This window comes from Roseateles sp. DB2 (assembly GCF_051857535.1).
Classification (GTDB): Bacteria; Pseudomonadota; Gammaproteobacteria; order Burkholderiales; family Burkholderiaceae_C; genus Roseateles_B.
The window spans coordinates 113056-126033 of the sequence record NZ_JBPZGY010000007.1 but is presented as its reverse complement, the minus strand read 5'-3'; the positions used below and the strand labels follow the sequence as shown (position 1 = coordinate 126033).

General features: G+C 66.3%; 12 protein-coding genes and 1 riboswitch. Of the genes, 6 read left to right on the top strand and 6 right to left on the bottom strand.

Features of this window, described 5'->3' with window-relative positions:
- Positions 1-5: 5 nt before the first annotated feature.
- The 5 genes from ACS5PK_RS12990 to ACS5PK_RS12970 form a co-directional block, all read right to left on the bottom strand.
- Complete coding sequence (locus ACS5PK_RS12990) at positions 6-638, bottom strand: type IV pilin protein (protein ID WP_439440760.1); 633 nt, start codon at positions 636-638, stop codon at positions 6-8.
- A gap of 30 nt (positions 639-668) precedes the next feature.
- A complete protein-coding gene (locus ACS5PK_RS12985; RefSeq protein ID WP_439440670.1) occupies positions 669-1295 on the bottom strand; it encodes a GspH/FimT family pseudopilin in 627 nt (208 codons plus the stop codon).
- A gap of 265 nt (positions 1296-1560) precedes the next feature.
- Positions 1561-2004, bottom strand: a complete 444-nt coding sequence (gene nrdR, locus ACS5PK_RS12980; RefSeq protein WP_439440669.1) for a transcriptional regulator NrdR — start codon at positions 2002-2004, stop codon at positions 1561-1563.
- 15 nt (positions 2005-2019) lie between these two features.
- The gene (glyA, locus tag ACS5PK_RS12975) at positions 2020-3270 is read right to left on the bottom strand and encodes a serine hydroxymethyltransferase (RefSeq protein WP_439440668.1); all 1251 of its coding nucleotides are present in this window, start codon (positions 3268-3270) and stop codon (positions 2020-2022) included.
- A gap of 67 nt (positions 3271-3337) precedes the next feature.
- Positions 3338-3465, bottom strand: a riboswitch (ZMP/ZTP riboswitch).
- A gap of 168 nt (positions 3466-3633) precedes the next feature.
- Positions 3634-4470 (bottom strand): transglycosylase SLT domain-containing protein, encoded by an 837-nt coding sequence (locus ACS5PK_RS12970; RefSeq protein WP_439440667.1) that lies wholly within the window; start codon positions 4468-4470, stop codon positions 3634-3636.
- Positions 4471-4723: 253 nt separating this feature from the next.
- On the opposite strand from ACS5PK_RS12970, the gene ACS5PK_RS12965 reads away from it, so the two are divergent.
- Positions 4724-6301 carry a UbiD family decarboxylase gene (locus ACS5PK_RS12965; protein WP_439440666.1) on the top strand — a complete coding sequence of 526 codons (1578 nt, stop codon included), beginning with the start codon at positions 4724-4726 and terminating at the stop codon, positions 6299-6301.
- A 281-nt stretch (positions 6302-6582) separates the two neighbouring features.
- On the opposite strand, the gene ACS5PK_RS12960 is transcribed toward ACS5PK_RS12965, so the two are convergent.
- Positions 6583-7368: a YdcF family protein gene (locus ACS5PK_RS12960; RefSeq protein ID WP_439440665.1), complete on the bottom strand. Its 786-nt coding sequence runs from the start codon at positions 7366-7368 to the stop codon at positions 6583-6585.
- Between the two features lie 141 nt (positions 7369-7509).
- Between ACS5PK_RS12960 and msrA the strand changes: the two genes are divergently transcribed.
- The 5 genes from msrA to ACS5PK_RS12935 all read left to right on the top strand — a co-directional run bounded on the left by msrA (position 7510) and on the right by ACS5PK_RS12935 (position 12967).
- Entirely contained in the window at positions 7510-8064 is a 555-nt protein-coding gene (gene msrA, locus ACS5PK_RS12955; protein WP_439440664.1) for a peptide-methionine (S)-S-oxide reductase MsrA, read from the top strand.
- A 75-nt stretch (positions 8065-8139) separates the two neighbouring features.
- Positions 8140-8871, top strand: coding sequence for an ABC transporter ATP-binding protein (locus ACS5PK_RS12950; RefSeq protein ID WP_439440663.1), 732 nt, complete (start codon positions 8140-8142; stop codon positions 8869-8871).
- The gene (locus tag ACS5PK_RS12945; RefSeq protein WP_439440662.1) at positions 8868-10160 is read left to right on the top strand and encodes an ABC transporter permease; all 1293 of its coding nucleotides are present in this window, start codon (positions 8868-8870) and stop codon (positions 10158-10160) included. The genes ACS5PK_RS12950 and ACS5PK_RS12945 overlap by 4 nt, the downstream gene beginning before the upstream one ends.
- A 208-nt stretch (positions 10161-10368) precedes the next feature.
- Complete coding sequence (locus ACS5PK_RS12940; RefSeq protein ID WP_439440661.1) at positions 10369-10719, top strand: hypothetical protein; 351 nt, start codon at positions 10369-10371, stop codon at positions 10717-10719.
- 202 nt (positions 10720-10921) lie between these two features.
- Complete coding sequence (locus ACS5PK_RS12935; RefSeq protein ID WP_439440660.1) at positions 10922-12967, top strand: TonB-dependent receptor; 2046 nt, start codon at positions 10922-10924, stop codon at positions 12965-12967.
- Positions 12968-12978 lie beyond the last annotated feature (11 nt).

The window sequence follows — 12978 nt, the reverse complement described above, 5'->3', positions numbered from 1 at the left end:
GTTCTTCATTGGGGCCAGCACTGGGGGTTAGGGCTGCCGCCGCTGTCGGAGGCACTGTGGGTGAGCTGCCGCCCCTGCAGGGTAAGGCGCAACTCTGCACAGGCCTGGTCTCTTGCTTGCGTGCTGGTGCGCAGGGGGACGGCGAGGGCCACGAAACCCTTGCTGAAGGGCTCGGCATCGGCATCGTCGTCGCCGTCGGTGGACTTGGGTAGATCGAGCAGGCGCAACTGGTAATGCATAAGCGGGCTGGCAGCTAGCCCCAGCTCCGCCAGGCTGCCGGCGTAGCGCCTGTGGGTGCTGCGGTAGCGGGACTGGGCAGTGAGGACCTCGGCCAGGGCCGTCTGCGCCTCGCTGCGGCGTGCCTTGTGAAGGAACGTCTCGAAACGCGGCCAAGTGAGGGTGGCCAGGGTGGCGGTGATGAGCAGGGCGATCATGAGTTCCAGGAGGCTCAAGCCAGCGTGGGGTGACAGCGCTGGTGGCCTGCTGGCGCAGTTTGGTCCTGCGTAGATTGATCCCGTGCAATTGGGTTTTGCGTAGCTGGAGCTTGCGCTGCGCGGGTCGGGGCTGTGCAGATCACGGAGAAGCAGCGCTGCGCGGTGGGTGCTTACGCAAGGCAGGTCCTGCTGTGGCACTTGCATCATGGGTCCTCCAGGGGGTGGCGGCCTGGTTCAGGCCGGGGTGGGGGTGCAGCGCGGTAGGGCGCTGGGTTCCCAGTCCTTGGCGCAGCGCCGGACGCGTCCGACGGGGCTGAGCACGTACCAGATGCCTCGGCCGCTGTCCGTCTGTTCGACGCGAAAGGTGCCCGCGCTGGTGACAAAGCCTTCGCCGGGATGCAGGGTGACGCCGGGCACATTGGCTGCGATGCGGATGCGGCTGCTGGCAGCGACCCATCGGTGCTTGAGTGGTGCCGCCGCTTCCTCGCAGCGGGCTGTGATCGCGGTGCAATGGCAGCGGTCATGCGCGGCTTGGTGCAGCACATAGCAGCTGCCCGCGGGGGCCAGCGTCACGCTCAGGCGCAGGGCTTGTTCTCCACTGAGGGCCAGGCTTCTTGCAAGCTGGAGGTCGTGGGCGAAGTCAGCGGCCAGTGTCTCCAGGCGCCGCCGGCTGACGGCCTCCTGCAGCGCGGGCCAGGCAATCTGGCTGAGGAGGGCCAGGACAGCGACGGATATGAGGGCGCTGAGAAGTGCAAACCCTTCTTGAGGCGCTGACCGCTGTGGTGGACGGGGAGTGCGGTGCTGCGTCGATCCATGTGCTGATCGATGCGATGTTGGGTGCGCTGGCCGAGGAGGTTTCATCCAACAGGCCTGCGGTGGTGCCGGCAGTTGGAAGCGCAGTTGCGAGCGCCGTTGGATGCGCTGTGGGATGCAAAGCAGAACGCTCAGCAAAGCCCGCAAATGGAGATGGCGATGGGCGGAAATCGGACGCATGGCAAGCCTTCGTCAGGGAAGGCTTGCAGCGTAGGCTCTCGGAGGGTGGCGCGCATCCCAAGGGCGTGTGAAAGGCGGGGCGCACATCCGCAGGGCTGCGGATTCTTGCTGCTGGCTGTGCCTGCCAGGGCTGTCAGATGTCGCGAATCAGCTGCCGGAATTCATCCACGTCCTCGAAGCTGCGGTAGACCGAAGCGAAGCGGACATAGGCCACCTTGTCGATGCGCTTGAGTTCGCGCATGACCAGCTCGCCAAGCTTGGTGGAAGGGATCTCGCGGGCGCCACTGGTCAGCAGCTTGTCCTGGATACGATCCAGGGCGGCGTCGATCTGTTCGATGCTGACTGGCCGCTTGCGCAGGGCCAGTTGCATGGAAGCGCGCAGCTTGGAGGGGTCGAAGTCGGCTCTGGTCCCGTCCTTCTTCACCACCGCCGGCAGGGCGATCTCAGCGCGTTCGTAGGTGGTGAAGCGCTTGTCGCAGCTCAGGCAGCGCCGCCGACGGCGCACCACATCGCCCTCATCCGATTCGCGGGTCTCGGCGACCTGGGTTTCATGATGGGAACAGAAGGGGCAGCGCATCGGCAGCGGACCGGCTTAGCGGTAGACGGGGAACTGGCGGGTCAGCGCGGCGACCTTCTCGCGCACCGTGGCCAGGTTGGCTTCGTCGTGCGGCTTGTCCAGCACATCGGCGATCAGGTGGGCGGTGGCGCGCACCTGCTCTTCCTTGAAACCGCGCGTGGTCATGGCCGGCGTGCCAAGGCGGATGCCGCTGGTGACCATGGGCTTCTGCGGGTCATTGGGGATGCCGTTCTTGTTGCAGGTCATGTGGGCGGCGCCCAGGATGGCCTCGGCTTCCTTGCCGGTCAGGCCCTTGGGACGCAGGTCGACCAGCATGACGTGGCTCTCGGTACCGCCGGACACGATGCGCAGGCCACGCTCGATCAGCGTTTCAGCCAGCACCTTGGCGTTCTTGACCACCTGCTCCTGGTAGGCCTTGAACTCCGGGCTCAGCGCTTCCTTGAAGGCCACGGCCTTGCCGGCGATGACGTGCATCAGCGGGCCGCCCTGGATGCCGGGGAAGATGGCCGAGTTGATCTTCTTGGCGATCTCTTCGCTGTTGGTCAGGATGATGCCGCCACGCGGGCCGCGCAGGCTCTTGTGCGTGGTGGAGGTCACCACGTCGGCATGCGGCAGCGGGTTGGGGTAGACGCCTGCGGCGATCAGGCCGGCATAGTGGGCCATGTCAACCATGAAGTAGGCGCCGATCTCCTTGGCGATTTTGCCGAAGCGTTCGAAGTCGATGCGCAGCGAGTAGGCGGAGGCGCCGGCAATGATCAACTTGGGTTTGTGCTCGCGGGCGATGCGCTCCATGGCGTCATAGTCGATGGCTTCGTTGGCGTCGAGGCCGTAGGACACGACCTTGAACCACTTGCCCGACATGTTCAGGGGCATTCCGTGGGTCAAGTGGCCGCCTTCGGCGAGGCTCATGCCCATGATGGTGTCGCCGGGCTGCAGCAAGCCGAAGAACACGCCCTGGTTGGCTTGTGATCCGGAGTTGGGCTGCACATTGGCGAACTGGGCGCCGAAGAGCTGCTTCAGACGGTCGATGGCCAGTTGCTCGACGACGTCAACGTACTCGCAGCCGCCGTAGTAACGCTTGCCGGGATAGCCCTCGGCGTACTTGTTGGTCAGCTGGCTGCCCTGGGCCTGCATGACGGCCGGCGAGGTGTAGTTCTCGGAGGCGATCAGCTCGATGTGCTCTTCCTGGCGGCGGTTCTCGTTCTGGATGGCAGTCCAGAGGTCGGGGTCGATGGCGGCCAGGGTGGATTGGGTGCGGTCGAACATGGTGTCAGTGGGAATCTAGGGTTGTAGCCGGGCCCGGACCACAAGAAAGCATCCCTGACGCTCCTTGCTCGGCTGCCCAGGCGAACGGCTGATCTGCCGGGCACCGCGGGTGCGCAGGCAGCCGCGCTCCCCGGTGGTCACCCACCTTGGCCCCTCAGTGCAGCAGGGGCATCATCGCCAGTTGCGCGGCCCGTGGAGTGTAGCGGCTCCGGCCGGCTGCCAGGATGTCCATTCCACACTCGGCGGGTCGGTCTCCTTTGCCTGGCGCGGGGCTAGCGCGCATTAAAAAAGCCCCTTCGGCTCGCCGATGGGGCTTCATGAATTCAGGCGGGTAAGTGTGCCGCGCCAGAGCAGGGTGGGATCTCAGTGAAGCAGGGCCACCTGCTGCGGAGCCGAGGAGGCCATGGGGGCCTGGGGCTCGGCACTGGGGCGTGGTGTGGGCGGGCGGCCTGCGGCAACGGCTTTCAGCTGCTCGTGCTCGCTGAGCACGCGACCTGCATAGCCTGCGTCGTCGCTGAGATTGGCGGCGCCCACGTAATACTTGAGGCCGTCTTCCAGGCTGCCGCCACGCTGGATGCACTCCTTCAGCACCTGCACCCCAACGCGCAGATTGGTAACCGGGTCGAAGGCAGCGTGCGTGCCGCCAAAAGCCTCGTACTTGTCATCATGGACGCGTGTCATCACCTGCATGAGGCCTTGGGCGCCTACGGTGCTCTGCGCAAAAGGATTGAAGCCTGATTCCACGGCCATGATGGCCAGGATCAGGGTGGGCTCCACCTTGGCTTTCTGGCCCACGACCCATGCTTCCTGCACAAGGCGTGCCACGGGCTCGGGTGCCACCTTGTACCGCCGCGCCAGCCACTGAGCCACCGCAGCCTGCGGGCGGCTCAGCTCCTTGGGATTGGTGGCGGTCGCACGCTGGATGGCGGTCGGGTCGCTCAGGGTGTTGAGGACGTCTCCGCTGGCTTCGGCGCGGGCTTCCTGACGAGCACTGAGCCAGCCCAGGGTCTGACTCTCGAGCTGATGACGCAGGTCCGCCTGGCTGGCGAACGTGGCCAGCAGGGCGACGACGGTAAGACCCAGCAGGGCCAATGTGTTGTGGCTGACGACCAGCAATCCCTGGCCAATGTCTTTGAGGAAGACCTCGGTCGCGATGCGGGCATGGCGTCCGAGGCTCAACAGGTTAGCTTGCGCTGTCATGTGACTCCTTTCTTCTCCGCCCGATCTCCAACCCACGCAGAGCGAGGGGCGAAGACCGACGGTGATAATGGGCCGCCTAAGTTGCTGGCGGGGCTTGGGGCCCCCTGGCAGGCGGCGTCCATTGGCAGCGGTCGTGCGCTTGAACCCTGGAACGGCGCACGGGTTAACCCTTGCTGGTGCAAGGCTGGCGCGATTCTAAGGACGAAAAATAACCGGTCAAGCCTAAAATGGCTCGCTTAAATAGCTATAAGTTATGAAATACAGAGATCTGCGGGCCTTCATGGCAGGCCTGGAGGCCCAAGGCGAACTGCTTCGGGTGAGCGATCCCGTCAGTACGCACTTGGAGATGACGTCCCTGTGTGACCGGGTCTTGCGCGCTGAAGGGCCTGCACTTCTATTCGAGAATCCCGTGACCCCCCAAGGCTTGGGGGGGCGGCAAATGCCAGTCCTGGGAAATCTCTTCGGGACGCCCCGGCGCGTAGCCCTGGGCATGGGGGCCGACAATCTGGCCGAGTTGAGGGAGGTTGGGCAGTTGCTGGCCAACCTGAAGGAACCGGAGCCGCCCAAGGGCCTCAAGGACGCCGGCAAGCTGCTGCAGATGGGCAAGGCGCTCTGGGACATGAAGCCCAGCATGGTCTCCCGACCTGCCTGCCAGGCCAACATTCTGGAGGGCGCTGAGCTCGATTTGGCGCGGCTCCCTATTCAATATTGCTGGCCCGGTGATGCTGCCCCGCTGGTGACCTGGGGCTTGGTCATCACGCGAGGGCCGCAGTCGACGCCCAAGCCCAGGCTGCGCCAGAACCTGGGCATCTATCGCCAGCAGTTGATTGGGCCGCGCCAGCTCATCATGCGCTGGCTGGCTCACCGTGGCGGCGCGCTGGATTTCCGTGACTTCGCGCTGGCCAATCCGGGCCAGCCTTTCCCCATCGCCGTGGCGCTGGGGGCCGACCCGGCCACGACCCTGGGCGCGGTCACCCCAGTGCCGGATAGCCTGTCGGAGTACCAGTTCGCCGGCCTGCTGCGGGGCTCGCGTACCGAACTGGCAGAGACTGCGGTCGGGGAGGGCGGCCGCATGTTGCAGGTGCCGGCCACCGCCGAGATCATTCTGGAGGGGCATGTCCCACCAGCAGCGCCGGGCTTCGAGGGACGCAGCGAGCACGGTGTGCCGCTGAAGGAGATCAAGGGCTACCTCCATGCTCTGGAAGGGCCGTATGGCGACCATACCGGCTACTACAACGAGCAGGACTGGTTCCCCGTCTTCGAGGTCCTGCGCCTGACGCATCGTGACGACCCGATCTATCACAGTACCTACACCGGCAAGCCGCCCGACGAGCCGGCGGTGCTTGGTGTTGCCCTCAATGAGGTCTTCGTGCCTATCCTGCAGAAGCAGTTTCCGGAGATCGTTGACTTCTATCTGCCACCCGAGGGGTGCAGCTACCGCATGGCGGTGATCTCCATTCGCAAGAGCTATCCGGGCCATGCCAAGCGCCTGATGTTCGGGCTGTGGAGTTTCCTGCGCCAGTTCATGTACACCAAGTTCATCGTCATCGTGGACGAGGACGTGAACGTGCGCGACTGGAAGGAAGTGGTCTGGGCCATCACCACCCGCATGGACCCGGTGCGCGACACCACCCTGGTCGAGAACACGCCCATCGACTACCTGGACTTTGCGTCGCCTGTCAGCGGTCTGGGCGGCAAGATGGGGCTGGATGCCACCAACAAATGGCCCGGCGAAACCAGCCGCGAGTGGGGGCGGACCATCACCATGCCGGACGCCGTGCTGCAATCCAGCCAGATGCTGTTCGACAAGCTCTTTGGCAGCAGGCCATAGGCGCGCGTCGGCGGGAAGTCCAGGCGAGGTCGCTCGGGGTTAATCAGGATCAATGCTTCGTCAGCGCCGCTTGAAGTCCCAAGTCCCGACGTCTAACTTTGGGGAGCCTAACGATAGGCATTCCAACTGGCGCAGTCTCTGCGCGCCAGGAGCCCTCCGGTCGTTCACCGTTGAGCTCCACCGGTGGCGCCAGCCACCCACCCCTCCGCGCGAAAGCCCGGGGGGGTTCCTCTTTTCTGCGCCCCGATTTCTGCGCCCCGATGGTCTGATCGATGTCCTGTTCAGTGCCCGGCCAACTGCGCCAGGTACTCGTAGAACACGTAGCGCATGCGGCGGTACCCCGCTTCCGATGGGGCCCAGTCGTAAGGGGACAGGTCCTCGAGGGGCCGGCCGGCGACGGGGGCGGGCACCAGGGTCAGCGGGTGATTGGCAGCGTGTGCCGCCGCCTCGAAGGCCTTGAGGCTGCGTGGCATGTGCTCGGCGTGAGTGACAAGCACCAGGCGCTGGATGCCCCGATCGCGCAGCAAAGGCAGGCTCAAACTGGCATTTTCGCGTGTGTCGCTGGACGCGCCTTCGATGAGCGATAAGGGCAGGCCGAATTCTTCGCGTGCCACACGTTCGGCGACCTGGCTCTCCGGCACATCATCAGGCTTGGGATGCGTGGGCAGCCCTCCCGTAAAGCCCAGCGGCCACTGGCACTGACGTGCCAGGAATACCCCATGACGCAGGCGCTCCAGCGTGCCCAGCTTCAGGTCCGGTCCCGCACGCTCTGCCGTCCACTGATGGATGCCGCCGCCCAGAACCAGCACCAAGGTCGGGCCCGACGCTTGGCAGGACTGGGCCTGCAACTGCAGGGCCGGCGGCGGGCGCAGCAGGCCCTTCTGAAGCAGCAGGGCTGGGGCTTCGCACAAGGACAGCCACATCAGCGCGAAAACCAGCGGCAGGCACCATCGCCATCGACCCGCACGCCGCCAAAGCCAGGCCCCGGCGAGAAGGGGCGGCAGCAGGAGTCCGGGCGGCGCCAGCAGGGTCAGGCACAGGGTCTTGAAGGGACTGTAGAGATCCATGGGATGAGGATGCGGACATGCGCCAAAGCTGCCGAGAGTGCGACCCGACCCTCAGACTCGCCGCGATTTGAGCATGTAGCGCGGCGCCCGCTGCACAATGGAGGCTGTCGACGCGGGAACGCGTCTTTGGAGAATCACACGATGAGCCATGCCGGCACGGGCCGCATCACGCTGGGGGGCGGCTGTTTCTGGTGCACCGAGGCGGTGTTTTCGCGAGTCCGCGGCGTGAAGTCCGTGGAACCCGGCTACTGCAATGGGCAGCAGCCCGAACCGAGCTATGAGCAGGTCTGTACCGGCCAGACCGGCCATGCCGAGGTGGTGCGCATCGAATACGACCCTGGTCAGGTGAGCCTGCGCCAGCTGCTGGAGGTGTTCTTCTGCATCCACGACCCGACCAGCCTCAACCGCCAGGGCGCTGACGTGGGCACGCAGTACCGCTCGGGCATCTACTACGAGCATGTAGACGACGAAGCCGTGGCGCGCGACTTTCTCGCGGAGGCTGGCAAGGCATTGGGCGGTCGAGTCGTGACAGAGCTTCAAGCGCTGCGGCTCTACAGCACCGCAGAGCCCTATCACCACCAGTATTTCGCCCGCAACCCAGACCAGGGCTATTGCGTGTTCGTGGTCGCGGGCAAGGTCGACAAGTTCATGAAGACCTTCAGGCACCTGCTGCGCGACGATGCCGGGACGTACTGAACGCACTGAACGCACTGAGGCCACACGCTGCGGGAGATCGCGCATGGGGGGGCTGGCAGAGCGTGGAGGGAACGCATGACGGTGCTCAGCGAACCCATGATTGCCTGGCACAGCCTGCGCCATGCCTACCCTGGCGGTGCACTGCTGTACTTTGATGATTTCGTGCTGGCGCCGCGCCACCACTTGCTTGTGCACGGGCCCTCGGGCGTAGGCAAGTCCACGCTGCTGAACCTCATGGCGGGCCTGCTGCGGCCCTCCGATGGCCAACTGCGACTGGCCGGCGTAGAGCTGGGGCAGTTGCAGGGCTCTGCAGTGGATCGTTGGCGGGGTAGTCAGCTGGGGCTGGTGTCCCAGCGCCTGCATCTGAGCCCCTCGCTCAACGTGCTGGAGAACCTGCGCCTGCCCTTTCTCGCGGCTGGCCTCCCGGCGGACAAGGAGCGCATCGGCCTGGTCATGACCAGCCTGGGGCTGGAAGGCTTGGCCAAGCGCCGGGCGGGCCAGCTCAATCAGGGGCAGCTCCAGCGGGTAATCCTGGCGCGTGCGCTGCTGCGTGGCCCCCGCATCCTGCTTGCCGATGAACCCACCGCCAATCTGGACGAAGAAGCGAGTGAGCGCATGATCGGCCTGCTGTGCCAAGCGGCCGCTGAGCATCATGTCACCCTGGTCGTGACCACGCATGATGCACGCGTGGTCCAGCGCTTCCAGGCCTTGCTGCCCCTTCAACTGCACCGTTTGCGCAATCTGGGCTGGCTGGCTTCTGGCCTGACGGCGGGCCTCAGTACCGTGCTGGGAGGGCAGCCAGGATGAGGCGGGCAGGACTGGCGATCGGGCCGACGCTGCCCTGGCTGGCCTGGCGTCATCTGTGGTCCAGGCCCCAGTACGCGGCCATGAGCCTGCTGCTGTTGAGTCTGGCCCTGACGGCGGCCAGCCTGCTGATGCAACTGACCCGGCAGATGCCACAGCGTCTGGAACGGGCGATGCAGGGCATGGAATTGCTCGTCGGTCCCAAGGGCGACCCCTGGCGCCAGACGCTCTCCGCCATCCAGTTGCTGAACGAGCCAGGTGGCACGCTGCCCTATGAGACCGTGCCCCTGCTGCGCGGGCTGCCGCAAGTTTCCCAGGCCGTGCCGGTGCTGCTGGGGGGCCGGCACCGTGCCTTTGCCGTGGTCGGCACCGAGGCACCCTTCCTGGCCTTGCGTCAGGCGCAACTGGCTCAGGGGCGCTGCTTTGAGCATGTGATGGAGGTGGTGCTAGGTGCGGATGCTGCCGAAGGCCTCGGGCTGTCGGTGGGCTCCGAGTTCAGCGGGCTGGATGCACCGGGCCGTGGTTCGGCAGGGGGCGTTGGCAGGGCGAGCGCAATACAGAAGCCTTTTCTCGTGGTTGGCATCCTGGCTCGCCAGGGCTCGGCACTGGACGGCCTGATCCTGACGGACCTGAGCTCGCTGTGGGCCCAGCGCCAGCCTGCCACTCCGGTGGCGCCTTCGCTGTCTGCGGGACTCAACGGCGTCGAAGGGCAACCTGGCTCGGAGGCCGGAGAGGAAAGCCTGGGCGACATCAGCCACGTGCTGGTCAGCCCGGCCGGCGAAGAGGCTCTGGGCCTGCTGCTGCCTTGGCTGAATGCGCAGCCCCATCTGCAGGCGGCCGTGCCCCGTGAGGAAATCGGCCGCATGGCAGCGGCACTGGGCTGGCTGCCGATGCTGCTGAAGACCTTGCTGGTCCTGCTTCTGCTGTGTGCCTGGCTGGCTGCCTTTGCGCTGATGCTCCAGGCTCAGGAGCAGCGCAGGCAGGATCTGGTCCTGCTGCGGGTGCTGGGCGCCCCGGCAGGGCGGGTGGCGCTGTTGCCCCTTTTGGAATGGCTGTGGCTGGCTGCGCTGGCGCTGCTGCTGGCCTGGGGGCTCAGCGAGCTGGCCTGGATGAGCCTGCGGCATCTGGCGGCCCCGGAGCAGTTGCACTGGCTGGGTACGCAAGGACATGGCATGCAGCATGGACTGCTTCTTGGCCTGCTGGCGACCTTGCTGGCCACGGCGGGCGCGGCGTGGCCGGCCTGGTGCGGCTGGCGGCTGCAGGTGTCTCGCATGCTGCAGCCCGGAGAATGATCATCCCCTCGGCCCACGGGGGCTAGGGGCCATGCCTGATGGCATGCTGGCGGCGGATGTGCACAATGCCGCTGTCCTGACTTGGCTCGATTCGCATCTTGTTCTGCTCCTGCCTCCAATGCCCTGCATCGCCGCCGGCTCGCCTGAGCCTGGCGCGCGTGCATGCGTGTGGCACGCAGATGGATGGCCGTATGGAGGACCTGCGGTGATGAGCGCTTTTGGTCGCAGTCGCCTCTGGCCGGCAATGGCTTTGCACGCCTGGCTGGCGCTGTGCCTGCTGCTGGCGCAGGGCCTGGGGCAGGGGCACCGAGTGGCCCACCTGGGCTTCAAGCTGGCTGTCGCCATCGAGCAGGGGCCCGCTGACGCCTGGGGTCATGCGCTGGGGTCCACCGACTGCCAGCTGTTCGACCAACTTGCCCATGGCGATCAGGTCAACGGTGAAGAGCCTGCCCAGGTCCTTCTGACGCTGGTCACCGCGCTGGCCAGCATCCAGGTGCCGGCTTCCGCCGAGGCATTGCCGGCCAGTCCGCGAGCCCGCGGTCCTCCCATTCTTGTCTGATTTCACGCCCTGTCGCAGGGCATGAAGCTCGCCCGTCAGCCCATGCGCTGCGGGCGGCCGGGCGCATTGCCGTGCGCCCATCCTCAGACCCGGCGAGGCCTGCGTTGCCCGCCATGCCAGGGGGCCGCACCCTGTCGGCCCAGCATCCATGCAAGAAAAGTCTCCATACAAGGCCCGGCGCCACGTGCTCCGGACCAATCTCATGCCGTCCCCTCTGCCATTGCGCCAGCCGCGCACCTTGCTGCTGTTGAGCCTGCTCGCTGCTCCATGGGCGCATGCTGAAGGTGACACCGCCGACCGGCAGACCCTCGAAGCCGTGCAGGTCACCGGCAATCCCCTGGGCAACAAGGAGCTTGCCCAGCCCGGCCAGGCCTTGTCCGGCGATGCCTTGCTGCTGCGCCGAGGCGGCAGCGTGGGCGAGACGGTCGAGGGCCTGCCAGGCGTCGCAGCGACCTCCTTTGGTCCCAACGCCAGCCGGCCGACCATTCGTGGGCTGGATGGCGAGCGGGTGCGCATGCTCAACAACGCCGGAGGCTCGCTGGACGTATCCAGCCTGAGCTACGACCATGCCGTGCCTGTCGATCCGCTGGTCGTGGATCGCATCGAGGTACTGCGCGGGGCGGCAGCCTTGCTCTACGGTGGCAATGCGATTGGCGGCGTGGTCAACACCATAGACAACCGCATTCCACGCAGCCCCAGCCAAGGCTTGTCAGGCGCCACCGAGTTCCGTCTGGGTGGTGCCTCGAACGAGCGTGCCCTGGCCGCAGTGCTGGATGGTGGGCAGGGGCCTTGGGCCTGGCATGCCGATGTGGCGCGCCGGTTGGCCGACGATCAGAAGACGCCCTGGTTTACCGCGCCCGATGGCCAGCGAATGTCCCATGTGCGCAATTCAGCCAGCGCCTCGCGCAGCGCAGCGATGGGGGGCTCCTGGGTCGTTCGTGACGGCTATGCGGGCCTGAGCCTGGACGACTACCGCAACGACTACGGCGTGACCGTCGAGCCTGACGTGAAGATCGCCATGCAGCGCCAGCGCCTGGCTGGCGCGGGGGAATGGCGGTGGAGCGAAGGCCTGTTGCGCAAGCTGCAGTGGCAATTCAGCCGTGCCCGCTACCAGCATGACGAGATCGAGGGCGATGGTGCCCTGGGCACCCGCTTCGCGCAGCGCGGCTCGGAGTTGCGTCTTCAGGCCGAGCATGCGCCGCTGGCCGGTGTGCGCGGTGTGCTGGGCTGGCAGCTGGAGCAGAGCCGCTTCGAGGTGCAGGGCGAAGAGGCCCTGATGCCCAGCAACCGGAACCGGACTCAGGGGCTCTTCATCCTGGAGCAGTGGAGTGACGGACCTTGGCAGTTGGGCCTGGGTGCTCGGCGGGACCAGGTGCGGGTGCGCTCCGATGGTGATGCTGCGGACGCTGCAGACGCCCGCTTCGGTCCCGCTGCCGAGAGACGCTTCTCGCCGGCCAGCGCTTCGGCCAGTCTCAGCTGGCATCCGGTGCCGGCGGTGGGACTGAGCCTCAATATCAACCATTCTGAGCGTGCGCCGTCGGCGGGGGAGCTTTTTGCCAGCGGCGTGCATGTGGCCACAGGTGCCTTCGAACAGGGCGACTCGACGCTGGGACTAGAACATGCCAGCGGCCTGGACCTGGGCTTGCATTGGAAGCATGGCAACGGCAGCGTGGAGATCAATGCTTACCGGACCCGCTTCAAGGACTACATCGCGCTTCGTGCAACTGGCGCCAGCGTGGCTGCTGAGTCCGGTGAAGTACTGCCTGTTTACGCCTATCAGGCCGTGGGCGCCCGGCTGCAGGGCGTGGAGTTGAGCCTGCAGCAGGACCTGCAGGCGGCTTGGCTGCCCGGCGCGCTGGCCGGCTGGCGCTGGCAAGCGGGGCTGCAGCTCGACTGGGTGCAGGGCAATGACCTCAGCCATGCGGAGCCCTTGCCGCGCATCGCGCCTCGGCGCACCACGCTGAGTCTGGAAGGACAGGGCGGCGCCTGGGGCCTCAGGCTGGAAATTCAGCAGGCGGCGGCCCAGGGCCGGGTGCCGCAGGTCGACCGAGCCACGCCTGGCTATACGCTGGCTCGGCTGTCGCTGAACCGCCAGTTCCGCTGGGACCAGGCCGACGCGTTGTGGTATCTCAAGCTGGACAATCTGGGCAACGCCCTGGGTTATCGAGCCGCGAGCATGTCCACCATCCGCGACTGGGCGCCACTGCCTGGCCGCAGCGTGTCGACGGGCGTTCAAGTGCGCTTCTGACGCGAGCCGGG